10 protein-coding genes are annotated in these 17,066 nt (G+C 52.5%); 2 read left to right on the top strand and 8 right to left on the bottom strand.

The genetic code is table 11. From position 1 onward, the window contains the following. Positions 1-52 precede the first annotated feature (52 nt). The 8 genes from A3849_RS06425 to A3849_RS06390 form a co-directional block, all read right to left on the bottom strand. Positions 53-6,400 carry an S-layer homology domain-containing protein gene (locus tag A3849_RS06425; RefSeq protein ID WP_074110649.1) on the bottom strand — a complete coding sequence of 2,116 codons (6,348 nt, stop codon included), beginning with the start codon at positions 6,398-6,400 and terminating at the stop codon, positions 53-55. A gap of 18 nt (positions 6,401-6,418) precedes the next feature. Beyond that, positions 6,419-7,297, bottom strand: coding sequence for a carbohydrate ABC transporter permease (locus A3849_RS06420; RefSeq protein ID WP_083613382.1), 879 nt, complete (start codon positions 7,295-7,297; stop codon positions 6,419-6,421). Continuing rightward, the gene (locus tag A3849_RS06415; RefSeq protein ID WP_074110648.1) at positions 7,294-8,274 is read right to left on the bottom strand and encodes a carbohydrate ABC transporter permease; all 981 of its coding nucleotides are present in this window, start codon (positions 8,272-8,274) and stop codon (positions 7,294-7,296) included. The genes A3849_RS06420 and A3849_RS06415 overlap by 4 nt, the downstream gene beginning before the upstream one ends. 57 nt (positions 8,275-8,331) lie before the next feature. Further along, positions 8,332-9,753 carry an extracellular solute-binding protein gene (locus tag A3849_RS06410; protein WP_074110647.1) on the bottom strand — a complete coding sequence of 474 codons (1,422 nt, stop codon included), beginning with the start codon at positions 9,751-9,753 and terminating at the stop codon, positions 8,332-8,334. A gap of 139 nt (positions 9,754-9,892) precedes the next feature. Beyond that, positions 9,893-12,331, bottom strand: coding sequence for a hypothetical protein (locus tag A3849_RS06405; protein WP_074110646.1), 2,439 nt, complete (start codon positions 12,329-12,331; stop codon positions 9,893-9,895). A 74-nt stretch (positions 12,332-12,405) separates the two neighbouring features. Next, on the bottom strand, positions 12,406-13,464 hold the full coding sequence (locus A3849_RS06400; protein WP_074110645.1) for a LacI family DNA-binding transcriptional regulator: 1,059 nt from the start codon (positions 13,462-13,464) through the stop codon (positions 12,406-12,408). A gap of 329 nt (positions 13,465-13,793) precedes the next feature. Next, a complete protein-coding gene (locus A3849_RS06395) occupies positions 13,794-13,982 on the bottom strand; it encodes a hypothetical protein (protein ID WP_074088769.1) in 189 nt (62 codons plus the stop codon). A 119-nt stretch (positions 13,983-14,101) separates the two neighbouring features. Continuing rightward, complete coding sequence (locus A3849_RS06390; protein ID WP_074088768.1) at positions 14,102-14,323, bottom strand: hypothetical protein; 222 nt, start codon at positions 14,321-14,323, stop codon at positions 14,102-14,104. Positions 14,324-14,833: 510 nt separating this feature from the next. On the opposite strand from A3849_RS06390, the gene A3849_RS06380 reads away from it, so the two are divergent. Both A3849_RS06380 and A3849_RS06375 read left to right on the top strand, forming a co-directional pair. Beyond that, positions 14,834-16,168 (top strand): putative DNA modification/repair radical SAM protein, encoded by a 1,335-nt coding sequence (locus A3849_RS06380; RefSeq protein WP_256700673.1) that lies wholly within the window; start codon positions 14,834-14,836, stop codon positions 16,166-16,168. Further along, complete coding sequence (locus A3849_RS06375; RefSeq protein WP_074110642.1) at positions 16,168-17,034, top strand: TIGR03915 family putative DNA repair protein; 867 nt, start codon at positions 16,168-16,170, stop codon at positions 17,032-17,034. Before A3849_RS06380 ends, A3849_RS06375 begins: the two co-directional genes overlap by 1 nt. Positions 17,035-17,066: the final 32 nt, after the last annotated feature.

The raw sequence follows: 17,066 nt of genomic DNA, 5'->3' as shown, positions 1-17,066 counted from the left end.
GCCGTTTTGTTGATTTCAGTCTTGCTTATGCTTAAAGTGTCCAGTCAGCCGCTTATTCGGCTTGACCAAGCAGCCGGTAGATAACAGCCGCTGCTTGCGCCCGGGTAGCTTGTCCTTCTGGGACAAAGCGTCCATCCGGCATGCCGTTGATCAGTCCGCCGCTGCGCACCGCTTCCACTGCTTCAGCAGCATCCTGCGGCAATTGCTTCAGGTCGGTGAACGGAGCGGTCGCCGCTCCGGCTTCACCCTTCAATGGCACATTCACGATACCTGCGAGGCGGTAGATCATTACGGCCATTTCCTGGCGGGTAATTTGCTCATTGACCCCGAAGGAGCCGTCAGCTTTTCCCTTCACAATTCCCAGCTTTTGTGCGCTGGCAATTGGACCGGAGTACCAAACCCCTGATTTCACATCACTGAATGCAGGGACTGCCGTCTCATCCAGAAGACCGAAAGCGTTCATCAAAATTTTGATGAATTCCGCGCGGGTCACGTTGTCCCCCGGCTTGAACGCGCCTGCTTCCGTTCCCTGAATAGCCCCTCTGGCTGCCAGCGCTTCAATGCTGTCCACTGCCCAGCCCACATTCGCTACATCAGTGAACGCAGCTTTCGGGCAGAGTATCGCATAGGTTCCGTTATGCTTCATGTTGAATTCGAACATTCCGGTGGCAGCATTGTACTTGCCGCCTGCAATGATCTTGGCCGTTCCGGTATCACTCAGTGTGTAGGCGACCACTTGATGGCTCTTGTCGCCAGCCTGTAGCACATAAGGCAACGCCAGCTTGATGCCCTTCGCTTGCAGCGCGGTAGCCGGAAGCGCTGCTCCGTCTATATTCAGCGTGATATCGCTGAGCGTTCCCGCTCCCTTGAGGGCGCCCGCTTGCGCTGGCAGGCCTGCAGTGTCCACGGCTTTGACCAGCAACGTAAGGCTGGTGTTACCCGTGTACGATTTCAGGAAGCTCTGCGGCAGGATCACATTCGCAGAGCCGGTCTCAAGCTTCAGCGTGGTCACTGCTTTCGCTGCGGCCAGCGCTTGCAGCGGAAGCTCTACCGCTACTTGCTTCACACCCGCTGCCGCTTTAATAGTGACTGTCAACGTGCCGTCTTTGATGTCCTTGGCGGCAGCTTCGATATCACTGGCAGTCACCTGGGCCTTAACCGTTCCATCCGCCAGCACAACCGGCTGCACGGCGATACTGCCTTTGCCTACGGCAGCGGTCGCGCTAGGGCTTGGTTTCGGTGTAGGTGAACTTGTGCCGGAACCGGACGATGGAACGTACGGCGTAGCCGTTGGCGTCGGTGATGGTGATGGTGTCGGCGTTGCTGACGGAAGCAGCTTCAATCCGCCAATTGCCGACGCCAGTCCGCTTAACGCCGCATCAATATCCGCCTGTGTAGCGGTCCCGCTCTCCAGCAGTAGCGAGGCATGGCTAATGGCTTCTGCGAGTACCTTCCAGCTCGCTTCGGTATACAGCTCCAGCTTCAAACCTTTTGCTTCTTTAAGCTTTTCCTCCAACAGACTGGTATTAACCGGCAGATTCACAGTTACAAGTGTCAGCGTATAGGTGCGCGTTGTAGTCTGATCGGCAGCCGTTACCTTCACTTTGTATCCCGTTTTCAAATCCGTTGCCAGAGTGGCAGCATCGCTTTCATAGACGGCAAAGGTAACTCCAGCCCGTACAGTCAATCCCTCTGTCAACTGCTTCAGGCTCGTAGTCTCAGGCACAATAATTTCCTTCGCCACCTGATCCAGCGAACCGCCCGGAATCGTGATGCCGCTGATGGAAGCATTGTGCTCCTCTACCGGCTTGAGCGCTTCAAAAGCGTTCTTCAACGCTTTGTAAGCCGTATCAATATCGCCTTCGGTGGATGAGTCATTTTTGTAGACCTCTGTTGCAGCCAGCAGAGCGGCGTGCAGCGCATCCCACTGTTCCGGCGTTCCGCTGTAGTTATCTTCGTTCACTGCCGGGTCGGCAGCTGTGTCTATTGCCGTTTTCAAACGCGTCTTGTCATACTTGACATAGATGCGGCAGCTTGCCCGCAGCTCGCTTCCTTCCACCTTGCCCAGAACAACAAAGTCGGTGGCAATGGTCAGCTTGTTCGGTGGCACTTCATCCCATACCACGCTTGCCTGCCCTCTTGTTTTGTCCGCATAGGTCACAGTCACTTTGGCAGGCAGAACTGGCATTACGTTTACCGTTGTATTGACTGAGACCGGCTCAATGGCTGTAATCGCTCCGTGATCGGCCGGAATCGGCTCTTCCCCGCCGGATTTGGCCGAAATGGCGCGCCATTCCTTAAGCCCGGTATAGGAGCCGCCTTGCTTCACCATTGTCAGCCGCAGCTTGTCGGTCGTAACCTCATTAAAGGTGACCTCGTTGAAGCTGTCCTTCTCCATCTTCTTCTCGCTCAGACCGCTGACAGGTACGAATTTACCTGCCGCGCTGTCCCAATATTCGAAGCTGTAGTCGGCAGGAACGATTACTCCGCCGCCATCATCGAAGAAATACAGCGAGCTTCCGGAGAGAGTCACCGGACGTTTCCACGAGTATTGTACCCAGTGGCTGCTGCCGGGACCGCCCCAGTTTCCATATTGGGTTTCAATATCCTTGTCGCCAAGACTATTTGATATAAGCGGGATATAACCGTCATTAATGGCGTACACATTCTCCCAAGCCGAAGTATACGAAGCGCTTGGCGTGGCGAGCAGAGCCGCATTTCTGTAGCGCAGGCTGTCTATGGCCGACCGCAGCTGGTCCGTCGTGGCCTGCACTTCCTCCAGGGTGTATTTGTCTTTGGCAAGCAGCGCCTTGGCCGCGGTCAGCGCAGTTTGCAGCCCCTGCCACGATTCAGGCGTAAAGTCGTTCTGATTCCGCACAAGTGGTCCCTGCTCCGAACTCCTATCCGCGAATTTCGCAATCATGTCGGACAATTCGGCGGTCGCTACAAACACGGTAACCGGTACATCAACTTTGGTAACCTGATCTCCGTCGCTGACGCTCAGCTCATATTTATATTCCCCTACCGTCTTGAACGTCGCTTTCAGGACAGCTTGATCCAGCACAGGCGCTTCGACATGGCCGTCACCGGAGACAAGCTTCCACTGATAGGTCAGCTTGCCGCTTGGCAGGCCGTCATCCTGAATGGTCGGTACAAGGGTCAGCGGAGCGTCCTGCTCCACCTTCACCGGCGTATCCAGCATCACCTTCGGCGCACGGTTGGCCGCAGGCGTAACCTGCAGATTATTGTTATAAATCTGAATTTCCTTGATGCCGGTTGCAAAACCTGAAGCATGGGTGAAATGAACGCGGATCGCTGCCGTATCCACCGCCTTGAACTCCACATTGTTGTAGTTGGAGGTTACATAATCCGGATAACGGAATTGCCCCTCCACCGGTTTCCAGGTCGTACCATCGGCATCCAGATATTCCACACCGAAGGTCTGCGGAGCGTCATAGCCATTAGGACGCCGGTCGTTGTAGAAGTAAACCTTCACGTTATCTACCTTATGAGTGCTGTCGAACTTGAAGGCCACTGTATCGGATGGATTCGGCGAGCCGCCGAACAAAGCCGTATTGGACGTATGATTAATGGAAGCAATCGTTGAACCGTCCGCCAGATTTTTCACATCTGATCCGCTCTTGATATAACTGGATTCAACAGTGGTTCCAGCCGCAAGCGCCAGATTCTCGCCGCTGTGCACAACGTCAACACCGGCCTTGTTGAACATATCAACCGCTTTTTCATTCCCGGCCAGGGAAGTCTCATCAGCTGCGGCCAGTTTGATAGCGCTGCCTTTTTGGAATAATACCTGTGTCTTCGAGTTATCGCCTACGGCGCCCGGAACATCACCCGAAGGTTTCTCCACTTTGCCTGTAGCTGTATCAAAAATGATATGCGACATTTCATTGGTGGTCATCACACGTTCGCCATTAATGAAGAGTGAATATCCGGCCGGAATACCTTTATAGTAAGGATTGCTGTCCGAATATTTTGCCGGGTCCTGCCAGACAATCGACAGGTTGGCATCATGATAACGCACATTGTCCACTGCGAAGTGGTCATATTTGACATTGATCGGCCACAGCTCGATTTTGTCATCCGTTCTCGGCTGCAGTCCGGCCATATCCTCCATGACCGTATAATTCATCATGCCCAGCGTATCGTGGTGAATCCATGCCCGTACCATTTTGCCGCTCGGGTTCGGCGGGTTATCCTTGGTCCAAGGGGTGCCGAAGAAATAATCCTCCAGCCAAAAGAACTCATTGGAATCCAGATGATCCGTATCGCCCGGATTCACTGTATGCAGCCATGCACCCCAGTCGAACAGTGTTTTATAGGTGTCACTGTTGATGTTGTTCACGGGGTAATAGCGCAGTGAAGCACGGATAGTATTGATATAATTGCCGAAGTTACACCAAGCGAACTGGTCGGTGCCGAAGGCATCCGTCTCGCCGTTCTTGAATGCATCCACCCGCTTCATAATGCTGTTCTGATCAGCAGTGAAGAACGGGAAGATCGGATAATAATCCGGATCAGCGTAATCGTACAGTTGGGTTAAATACTTGGACTCATATCCAGTCTCCCCTGCCTTTGGCACGACGCCGAAGTTGAACACGAACATGTTGTTGTCGCGCCACGGATCGAATACATCCTTGCTGCCTTCCACTTTTTTATGCAAAAAGCTGCCGTCTCCGTTGGTATCCGCTTTACCGTCGCCGTCAAAGTCCTTATTGTCATACCACATATTCGTCAAAATGGCCTGCTGGATCTTCCCGGCAATCCCCTTCATCTGCGCGGCCTTTGTCTTATCGCCAAGCTGCTCATACATTTGTTGTGCGGCTACTGCATTGGCATACTCTGTGGACGATCCGTCCAGACGGGCATAGTTGCCGCCGCCTTTCCAGTGCATCGAGACCGTATCGCCGTCGTTGCCGGTAATCGGCCCGTGGTTATAGTAGACCAGGTCCGGGTCCGTACCCTTGAAATGAGCCAATGTGCCGGTTACATCGTTCGCCGAGAAATCAGCGAATTTCTTCAACACCTTATCTCCGCCACCGTAGATTTTGTAGGCTTCCCAGCCTACCTGCGACGAGTTCTGCATCATATCCCAGGTCCAAATGTTGGGCCGGCCAGGATTGTTCTTATAGTTGGCATTCTCGGAATATTCGCCTTGGGCCAGCCATGTGCCGTAGGCATAAGATGGATCACGCAGCCATTTCAAATCCTGCAGCGCCCACGGCACGCTGACCGTGATGCCGTTGTTATAGCCGAGTACCCCCTCCATATTCATCGGGAACTGCCAGTCATTGCCGGGAATGTTGGCCTCCAGCAGATTATAGCGGTTGCTCCACCAGCGATAGTAAAGCACCTTCTTCACATTCTCGTCAGGAACATCAATGTACGGAATGTTTTGTGCCCACCACTCGTTGTACTGCTTAACCTGATCGGAGAAAGCCTTTTCATTATTAGCTGCCTTGAAGTCGGCATATTGCGTCTTGGAGGCAGGAATCTCATCTGCCAGCCAGCCCATGACGACCTTCTGGTCAACCGATCCACCGGCCGGAACGGTAATCTCTTTGACGAGATCGTTGCCCGCTGGACTCATGCCGTCTCCGCTTAAGTGAACATCGACATAGGACATTGCTTCCACATACTTTTCACCGGCCCGCCCGACCATGATCGGAGCGGCAACCCGATTGCCAATGAGTTCATCACCTTCCACCTTGGAGACAAATGGCGATTTGACCGTCATCGTTACCGTGACCGGCTGGCTTCCCTTATTGGTAAGCTTCAGCAGGGTAACGGCACTGTTGTAGGCAGAAATGAATTTACGCTGGTTGATTTCCAGCCCGCCGCTGGTATAGGTCTGATCCTCGTGGCTGGGATAATTATTGCGTTTGTCCTTGTCCTCCACCAGGCCGCCCGTCGACAGAGAGATGTTGTACATCGTATCCTTGTTGAGCGTATCCGCATAATGCACTGTGCCGACAAAACCAAGCTGCGAATTGTCCTGTGTCTTCATATACAGGGCGCTGCCGCGGCTGAACAGCATATTAGCGCTGCTGTCGTCACCGACATTATCGTCGGGAATGACGCCGCTATTAACCAACAGTGAATCGAGCCAGGGCAGGTCGGCATTGTCATTGGCGAACTTGGCAAAATCAAAGTCCTCAATTTTCTTCATCATCTGGCCGATAGTCGCCTGGCTGAAATCCACCGGCTGCTTGACGATCTGGTTGCCATCCTTCCACTTCGCCGGGCCGTAATCCGTGCCTACCCCTTTATGCACAAAATCCGTCGTATAGTTCGCCGATGCCGGCACAATGCCGGCATTCAGGGTAACGGCCGTACACAAGGCCGCTACCCAAATCTTTCGATTCCATTTCTTTGTTGCCATCTTTGTCTTGTCTCCTCTCTAACCTTTAATCCCCGTCAACGTAATACCTTCCACAAAATATTTGTTGCCGATCAGGAAAAACACCAGGCAGGGAGCTGTAACGACCAGAGCAAGCGCCATAACCTGTTCATAGTTCGGAATCCGCATCCCGTTGACGATGTAGAGACCCATCGGCAGGGTATAGTCGGCTTCCGTCTTTAAATAAATCATCGTATAGAAAAATTCATTCCAGCAGTTGATGAAGCTGAACAGTGCAACAACAATCATCGCCGGGCGAATCAGCGGCAGCATAATGCGGGAATAGATGCGGAAATGGCCCGCGCCGTCAATTTTGGCCGCCTCGCTTAATTCACCTGGAATGGTCATGAAGAATTGCCGCAACAGAAAGACAAAGTAAGCATTGCCGCCCGCGCAAAAAAAGGCGGGAATGATCAGCGCTGGCTTGCCAGCCAGTCCAAGCGAAGTGTACAGCGAGAATTGCGGCAGCAGGGTTACCGCACTCGGCAGCATCATGCTGCTGATGACGAGCACGAACCACATCCCGCGCAGCGGGAACTTCAGTTTGGCGAAGGCATAACCGGCAAAGCTTGTCGTAAGCACAGTGCCGATCACATAAGGAACGACAATGGACACCGAGTTCCAAAGCTGCCGCCAGAACTGAATGCGCTCCAGCCCCAGCTTGAAGTTATCCGCATTCAGCTGCTCCGGGAAGAACACAGGCGGACGGGCCAAGATCTCCGAATGGCTGACAAAAGCGCCGCGCAGCAGCCAGTACAGCGGAAAAGCGAAGATGACCCCGAGCAGGCAGGACAGCGTAATGAGCGCCAGATGAATGGCTTTGCTTCTGCTTTTTGCCCGCTTGATGCTGGAATATTTCATCGTTGCCGTTGCCGTCATAATCTCACCCTCTTTCTTTTGCCCATGGAATCGTCCCGTTTAAACGAGCCCTGAAAGTAGAACAATACGCCAGTAATAACCATCGTAATCAGGAAAACGATCCAGGCCTCGGCGGACGCCAGCCCGCGCATACCCACTTGGACAAAGGAGTGGTCATAGATCATAACGTTGATGAAATAGGTCATCCGGTCAGGCGCGCCGTTTCTCGACAGCACCACGCTCTGGGTATAAATCTGGATGGAGGTCATCATACACATGATCAACTGGAAGAACAGCACCGGCTTGATCGTCGGGTACGTTACCTTCAGGAATTTATGCCACGCATTGCCGCCGTCCATTTCGATGGCCTCCAGCAGTTCGCCGGGAACATCCTGCAATGTGGCGATGAAGACAACAATCGTCCCGCCGCAGGTCCACAGGCTCATGATGAACAAGGTCTCAAATATCCGGATCGGGTCCGTCAGAAATTCTACTGGCGCTATTCCCAGCTGCAGCAAAAGCCAGTTGACAAGTCCGCCTTTGGCCTGATTTTGCAGCAGCATTTGCCACACAATCGTAGTCGCCAGCATCGGTACAACGGACGGCAGAAAGAAGATGGCCCGCAGCATATTTCTGCCGATAAACTTGCGGTTCAGCAACAGTGCAACGATCAGGCAAAAGAAGATCACAAGCGCCACATTGACGAAAGCGTAGATCAAGGTTACCGTTATTGATTTTTTGAACTCGGAGCTGGGATTGTTGAATATATACCTGTAGTTATCCAACCCGATCCAGTCCATTACCTGACTTCCGCTCAAAATCGTAATTTTATGAAAACTGTAAAATAAGCTGGCCAGCATCGGGTAGAGCGTCAGCACCAAAAATCCGATAATGGCGGGCGCTGCAAATAAATATCCGGCAACCGCCTCCTTGGTGGCGCCTTTGGCGTGTTTCTTGACATAGACGGGTGCCACACCGGTTTTGCTCTCTGGGTTCATAAGCACAGCCCTCTTTTCAAATAAAAGCTTTATACTTTTGGATTAGTGATGTCAGTTCTAGGACACTTTACCGCTTTCCCACAGCTTCTTAATCACCGGCATGATCGAATCATAAATTTCCTTAACGGTCTTCTTGCCGGACAATGCTTGGTCGATTGATTTCTCATACTCCGTATTCATCTTCAGGTAAGCCGGAACATAATAAGCAGGCCATTGCACGATGGCATCCTTAGTGGTGGAGTAGCTGAGAATTGTTTCTTTGGCACTTTCCGGAAGATCGCCGGTCCACTTGTCCACCAAGGCGGGGTCCGTATACCAGTCTGCCTGATTCGGCAGCCATGCACCGCTCTTCAGCAGCTCCAGACTGTTCTCAGGGTTAACCATGTAGGCGTAGAATTTTTTGGCTTCTTCGATATGTTTGGAGGTGTTGTACACAACCAGCGGAGCGCCAGCGTTCATTGTTACTGCCTTCTCCATTTTTGGCAGCACGCCAACCCCGATGTCTTCGTTGCCTTTGATGTTGGCCAAATCCCAGGAACCGCTGATCGCCATAGCATATCCGCCACTGAGCGCGTCCACAGCGGAACCAATTCCTGTGCTCCAAGTGTAAGTGAATGGGGAAGCTACCTTATCCTTGTTGACCAGATCGGCCAGCTTTTGAATGCCCTCTGCGCTCTTCGGTGAATCCCATTGGAACTCCTTACCGTCTGGTGATACAATACCGCCGCCGTTCGCATTGGCTGCCCAGAAATGGTGGAATTCACGGCCGGCAGTAAAGCCCAGACCATAATTCTCGGTAAGTGAAGCATCGAACCCGGCATCTGCAGCCGTCTTGCCCTTCGAATCCTTAGTAAGCTTCTTAGCGTTGGCTACAAAAGTATCCCAATCCCAGGCGTCTTCTACTTTGGTAGGAGGATAAGAAACACCGGCTTCGTCAAATTTCGATTTGCTGTAGAACAGCAGCTCCATTTGGTTAGAGAGTCCCACACCGATTACCTTTTGTTCCGGGGAATGGATAGTAATGGCCGGGAGCTTCTCGGGGATACTTCCGTCTTTCAGCAGATCGGAGATATCCGCCAGAATGCCCATTTCATTGTACTTTTGAATGTCGCCTTCACCCATGTAGCTGATGTCCGGCAGCTCGCCGGATTGCAGCCGGGTCTGGATAAAGGTGTCGAAGGTGCCGTCCGCCGGCAATACCTGCGCGTTGATTTTGACGCCGGTATCGGCCGTATATTTCTCTGCGGCTGCTTCAACCAGCTTCTTTTGCACATCATCCCCCCAATACAACAGTTCCAGAGTAACGTCCTTCGCGGATACATCCTTTTTGTCCGCCGCTGCTTCAGATGCCTTCGGTGCCTCGGTTGCCGCATTTTTGGCATTGCCTGAGTTGTTCGAATTGCCCGAACAGCCCGCCAGCGCGGAGAACGCCATCGTTAGTGCAAGAGACAGAACCAGATTACGTTTGCCAAACTTCATGTTTGTTTCCTCCCTTATGTCAAAGCTATTTATTTCAAGCCAAACGGGTTTAATCGTTTAACTTAAAAGCTACATAAATTTGCATAACCGGATGTTCCCCCGGCCCATAGCGGCGTCGGGATTCAAGCAGCGGATCAATTTACAGGCAGGGACTGAACTGTCCGTCCCGAAGCCGGACTCTGGGCTGCAGCGTACCTTGAGGAGCGCGGAATTCCAGCATGTCTTCAAGCAGCAGGAATCTTGACGGATATGCAGCATAGCTTGTCACAATCCAGCCGTCCTCCTCTTCGGTAAGGAATCCGTTGACGCAGCGCATCTGACCGCTGTTGTCCCGGTACAGGTAAGCCGTCGTCCCGAAGCCGAGCAGATAGGCGACCAGTTCCTCGCCCATATCCCAATCATCCCCGGACACACCGGAGAACAGCGAGGCGAATAGTGGATCGCTTGCGCCCACGAACACCGATTGTCCGAACCGGTTCCGTGACAGCTCCGGCATATTCAGATTCGGCGCGGCCACGCTGTAGGTCGAGGCCGCTTCGCCGGGCTCCAGACGGCGCGGTGTGGAGCGTACGTTCCAGTCATAGCAGTTGAACACCGCCATCGTGGAGCGGTAAGCCGCTTCCAGATATTCGGGGTTGCCCAAATGCTCATAAGCAACCAGCGCCGACGCGGCCACAAGTCCGCCCCATAAGGAGTGGATCATGGGAGACAACGCTTCCCACCAGCGATCCGGATTTTGCAGCCGGTAATCATTGCTGAATCCGATGTTAGCCAGAATAAGCTGTCCGTAACGCGCTGCTTCGCCGGGAATGCCAAGACGGCACAGGGTTTCACAGGTTGGGCCGAAGCCCGCGTTATCGTAGAAATGCTCTGTAATCGCCCCGCCGTATTGCCGCACGCCGATCTCCATGCTGCGGCCAAATCGCTCCCATAGCTTCAGCAGCCGCTCGTGCCATTCGAATAATCCCTCACCCTCCAGATCCTGCAGCAGCTCCTGTATGTAGAGAATAAAAACACCGTTCAGACTTGACTCGTCCTTCTCCCGCTGGCCGGGATGGCAATCCGGGTCCAGCCGCATGCACATGACCTCGGCAGCCCACCCCAAGTATACCCGCGGCGGATTCAGCTTCAGCAGCCCGCCATCCATCCGCGACAGCAGATAGAAGACGTGGCCGATGTAGTCGAAGTCGTAGATGCGGTAGAAGTCTCCGTATAAAGGACGCGGCCTGGAAAAATCACCGTCTATGAACCAATGTGACTTCATATCCAGCACCGCAGCAGCCTCAGCCTTGGCTACCTGCTCCGGCACGGGTGTGGTCATGCTGTTGTTCATCAGCAGAAACGCCAGCTTGCCCAGCGATTCCCCCTGATTAGACAGCGGCCGGAAGGCATGGGGCCGTTCCACCGTCTCTTCACCCTCATAGCTCCTCGCGGACAGCCACTCCGCCCGCCTCTTGAGCAGGGTGCTGACCGGCTCCAGCACATTCCAGACCAGGACATCGCGGCGTCCATCCTCAAGCCTCAGCTCCAGCTTGTGCTCTCCCGGCTCGCTCCGGTGAAGAGACAATGTATACCCGCTGCCTCCGCCGTTCTGCCCGGCCCCGGTCAGCGGCTGCGGCTGCGCCTGCGCCGTAACATCCTCCTCGCGGATGACATCAGAGCCTCCCGGCGCACTGTATAGGCGCAGTTCGCGCAAAGCCTGACCATCCGGCAGGTTGAACGAAGCCTGGAATACCCCGTCCCTCGGCAGCACAGGTGTATAGCTCCAGCGCGGATGCCCAAGGACTTCACCCCGGCGGTAAAATTCCTCCATATCCTGAAACGGAAGAAAGACATATTCCCACAATTTCGATTGTTCTGGCTCAAGCTTCAATGTTTGGTAAGCGCTACCATAAATCCAATCAGCGGCTGCCGATTCACTCATGGAAGCCCCGTCCTCGACCAGTGACAACTGATGGTAGAGCAGGCCGTCCAGCGAAGGCGAAATCTGCTCAAGAAAGCGGTTGCTATACCGGCAATAGGAACCTGTCGCCACCGTTCTGCCTTCCAAGCTGTATACACCCAGATGTGGCCCTTCATTGCTGCGCCGGACGGCAGCGAATTTGGCGAAATCTCCGCCAAGATGAGTGAACACGGCGCAGGATTCCCGCATATTGCGCAGCACATTCTCGTCGCGGTACATTACATAAGCCAGTGAAAACCAGACATGCAGCCCGTTGATGCTGGCAGGCTTGTCCGAAGGATTCGACAATTGGACTGCCCACCGTAACTGTTCACCTTCCAAAGTATACACCAACGTAATCACAACAGGGGAGACAGTAAATTCTACAGTTGCCTGACATGGGCCCTCTTGTATAATTTTCGGAGTGAGGTCAGCGCTGCGCAAGGTTTGCCCGTTCAGCCGCATCGTCCATTCTCCGAACAGCTTATCATCGTCATCTTTATATCCGGCCTGCTGCAAATAGCCGGGGTCTATCACCCAATTCATCTCATGAGGATCGTTTCGCATGACGAGAGCCTCCATCGCCCCGCGCCCGCTAAGTTCAATTCTGTATTTCTCATTGCTCAGTATAGTCATCAGCCATCACCTCTTTCACATCCTGCCGCCAAGTTAAACGTTTAAATTAGCGGGAAAATAAGTGATGTGGAACATCACTCCTGTTTCTGTTCCACATCACTGTGCCATACTCCCACCGAATCGCGCTCGATCAAGCGGCATTCCGGCATTACGAGCGTCTGTACCTTGTTTCCGTTAATTAAATGATAGAGCGCTTCAATGGCCTGATATCCCATCTCATGCAGCGGCAATCCCATCGTTGTTATGCGCGGCCTCAGGTAATCACTGAATTCCCGGTCATCAAAGCCGATTACCGACAACTCTCCCGGAATACTGACTCCGCACTCATCCGCCGCCTGCAGTACACCGACAACCATCACATCGTTCATCGACAGGATAGCCGTTGGGGGCTCCGGCAGCGCAAGCAGTTCAGCTGTCAATCGATAACCGGATTCCCGTTCCCAATCCCCCATCTTGATCAGCAAAGGATCAAAGGGCAGCTCGAAATCGGTAACCGCTTTGTAGTAGCCTTTCAGCCGCTGTCTGGATGGAATGGAATCCATCAGACCACTGATAATCGCGATTCGGCTGTGTCCTTTACGGACCAGATACGACATCGCTTCATAGGAAGCCTGCTCATCATTATATTGGATTGATATATCGTTCTGTGTATAACCGTAAGTATATACAATGGGTATGCCTTCGGCATCGATAAGGCCTGTCAAATCACGGGTATGTACACCGATATAAATGATTCCATCCACTTGCTTGCTGAGCAGCTCGGACACGGCGTTGGCAGCATATTTGCGGTAAGCTTCCGTATCGCCGAAATTGCGGCCAATCCGCTTATCCAGTCGAAGGTTGACAAGCAATATATGCAGGTCGTGCCGGTCCCCGAAGTCATTGATACCATCGATAATATCGGGGGCGTTGAATACGGTCACATCTTCTGCGATTACGCCAATCGTATTCGTCCGGTTGCGTTTGAGGCTCTTTGCAATATCATTCGGTTTGTAGTTCAGCTCTTCTATGGCTTCTGTCACCCGTTTGTGCGTTTCAGGACGGACATTACGGGTGCCGTTAAGTACATAGGAGACGGTAGCAATTGAAACATTGGCCTTGAGAGCTATGTCTTTAATGCTGGTTTTCCTCATGGGATTCTCCTGTCTAAGCATCCGAACCAAAGTCCATTAGCCGTTTAAACGTTTAGATTTATAAGTGACAAGTAAAACTTACCACATTATATTTCTTTCTGCAAGCACTTACATCGCAATTTTCCCGAAATTATTTACAGTCATATCCGCTCCTTTTCCAACATTCTGATTAAAACGCAAAAGACCCACAAGAAGGTCACTTTTTTCAAAGTGTCTTTCTTGTGGGTCACAGTTAATCAGTGCAATCCTGTTTCTTCCTGCAGCTTCACTACAGCCACCCACGGACAGTATCGGTCAGCCTCCAGGAGGCTAAATAGTCTACCTTATATTTATTTCCGGCGCTGCTTCATCATCCGGTTATACATCACCAGCGCGGCAATGATCATGCCGATCATGGCGACACTGCTTGCTGAATTAGCCGACATGCCGAACATGAGGCACACGCTGTTCACTAATGTTCTCGTAAGCAGCGCAACCAAAATCAGCATCAATGGACGCCAAATATTATACCCTCTCATCCCCTCAACACTCCCACTCTAGTAATCAAGCTATTAGTAGCTATTATAGCACAAGAAGGAATGCGCATACATTTTCGCCCGGAGAGCACTGCCGGACGGCAACTGCTCCCTACTAATTCTTATCCATTCTTTCTTTTCAAACATTCCAGAAGCTCAACCTTCATACTCTGTATAGCATCTTCTTTGGGCATCCGCAACACACGGGTTAACCGGACCATATCTTTTTCAAAAAATTTCAATAATGCCAGTGTGGCCGATTCATCATTATCCTTCTGAAGACGTTCAAGTAAACCTAGGAATTCATCTTCCGACTTAATTCCTGAATCATTTTCTTCCTCCATTTGTTCACCGCCTGTTGAGATATGTTCAATTGCCGGGCGACCTCAGCCTCTGTTTGATCTCCTAGATAGATTGCGCAAATGACCTTCTTTCCCACTTCTGACGTTAGTCCATTTAAATAGTGCTGCACTAGTAACCTGTTGTCAGCTTGTTCAGAAAATGAAGGAGTACGGGGCTCCGGGCTGGATGCGAGAGGGACTTCACGCTTAAAGTCCCTCTTGGCACGATACTGCATACGCCAAGCAATCCGGTAGAGCTCATGACGATAGTATTCTATTGCACTCACTTTTAATGCCTCCCTTGTATTTCTATATACCTATAATGTAGGGAGTTATTAATTTCCATTCTACAACCAATATAGGAACTTATGTTCCTATTATTATATACATAAGGCAATCTTTTGTACATTGCTAGTCAAAATTCCAGTCCAAGCAAGTAATGTGCCCGCCTGATTTTGACAAGAACATGTGTTCGGTATATAATTTCCTGTATAGGAGGGATTCTGTGTGGATATGATGGAGAAACTTGAAATTTTAACGGCTTCGGCCAAATATGATGTGGCCTGCACCTCCAGCGGCTCCGATCGTAAAGGCCAGCCCGGTGGCATGGGTAATGCCGTCAGCATGGGCATCTGCCACAGCTTCGCAGCAGATGGCCGCTGCATTTCACTACTTAAGGTGCTGATGACCAACGGGTGCGTATATGACTGCGCGTACTGCGTGAACCGTAAATCGAACCCCACACGCCGGGCCGCACTCTCGCCGGAGGAGCTCGCAGACCTGACCATGCAGTTCTACCGCCGTAATTACATAGAAGGCTTATTTCTCAGCTCCGGCATTATGCGGAGTCCCGATTATACAACCGAGCAAATGATTACTGCTCTTGATCTGCTAAGGAACACCTACCAGTTCAGAGGATATATCCATGTAAAGGCCATTCCCGGCGCAGACGAGGTGCTGCTGTCCCGACTTGGCCTGCTGGCCGACCGCATGAGCGTCAATATCGAGCTTCCTTCTCAAGAAAGCCTGGGCCTGCTGGCTCCCGACAAGAGCAAGGCCTCCATTCTGAAGCCTATGTCCCTGATCAAAGAAAAGATTAACGAGAACCGCTCCGATCTCGTCAAATATAACCATGCCCCCCGCTTTGCTCCCGCCGGACAGAGCACCCAGATGATTATCGGAGCTACGCCCGATACCGATTTCCGTATACTGACCCTCACCGAAGGTTTGTACCGGAAATACGCGTTGAAACGCGTTTTTTTCTCTGCCTACACCCCCGTAGTGGAACATTCACTCCTGCCGGCTCTAGATACCAAACCACCGCTGCTGCGGGAGCACCGCCTCTACCAGGCCGACTGGCTGCTGCGTTTCTACGGATTTCAGGCCCATGAATTGCTGGATGAAGCGGTACCCAACTTCAATCCGCTGCTGGATCCGAAATGTAGCTGGGCGGTGAATCACCGGGAAGAGTTCCCGGTTGAGATCAACCGTGCCCCGTATGAGCAGCTGCTGCGGGTGCCAGGGATCGGGGTAAGGAGTGCTCAGCGGATTGTTAAGGCACGACGGGCCGGAACCCTGGACTTTGCAGCCCTCAAGAAGCTTGGTGTGGTTCTTAAACGCGCACAATTTTTCATTACCTGTAAGGGGAAAATGCTGGAGGGATTAAAGGTGGGCGAGCATACCCTGCTTCGCTCACTCATGTCCGGGCAGGAGCTTGCCAGGATCGAGCCGCCGCAGTACGAGCAGCTCACTCTGTTCGACGATTCCTATCTGGCTGCCTTACCGGCAGCGGGAGCGGCAGTCCCGACAGCAGGTTCGGCTGCGCTGAAGGGAGGCGAATGGCCCTGATGTTTAAGGCAGCCGCTTTGGCCTATACCTACGATGGCAGCTTTGAAGGCCTGCTGTGCTGTGTGTTCGAGAGCTATCAATGGAAGGAGACACCGCTCGCTATACATTCGGACGAAGAAGAACAAGGCCTGCTGCTGGAATCCAAATGGATTGACACGGACAGTAGCAGAGCAGAACGGGTACTGAAGTCAATCCCGTTACGCATCTGCACCGAGGCAGAGGAGTGGGTTCGTCATGGATTCTGGTCATGCACACCGGACAAGGAGATGCTGCTGCTCAATTTTCTGTACCTGGGCTTCACTCATGGCCGCAAGGTAATGGACATGCTTGCGGATGATACGGTGAACGCTCTGCAAAAGGCGGTTCAGCAGCTCCAGCGGGAAGCTCACTTGTACCTGGGGTTTGTGCGCTTTTCCGTATATGGTCCGGTTATGGCAGCGGTCATTGAGCCCAAAGGCTTCGTGCTGCCTGTTATTCAGGATCATTTCTGTGACCGATTCTACGGAGAGAGCTTCATGATCTACGACAAAACCCACCGCACGGCCCTTATCCACCAGCCTGGACAGCAAGCCATTATTCCCCTTGATGAATGGGTACCACCTGCACCGGATGCAGCTGAGGAAGAATACCGCCGCCTCTGGCAAGGATTCTACAACGCTATCGGCATCCGTGAGCGCAAGAACGACCGCCTGCGCTCCTCGCTAATGCCCAAACGGTACTGGAAGCACCTCACAGAGATGAATGGCGGCAGCACCGCTATGGCCGAGAGCAAGCCGAAGCTCGAAGAGGGCTCACCCCTATTGGAGCATGGGAAGTCGAAATTCAAAAGCTCTGTTTATAGAGCGCGCAAAAGGGATGCCCCTTAGCCATTTTCATGACCTTCAGGACATCCCCTATA

The organism is Paenibacillus sp. P46E (assembly GCF_001909095.1).
In the GTDB taxonomy this organism is placed as follows: domain Bacteria; phylum Bacillota; class Bacilli; order Paenibacillales; family Paenibacillaceae; genus Paenibacillus_AQ; species Paenibacillus_AQ helianthi.
Note: the sequence above shows the minus strand (reverse complement) of the source record. Positions and strands in the feature narration are given on the sequence as shown.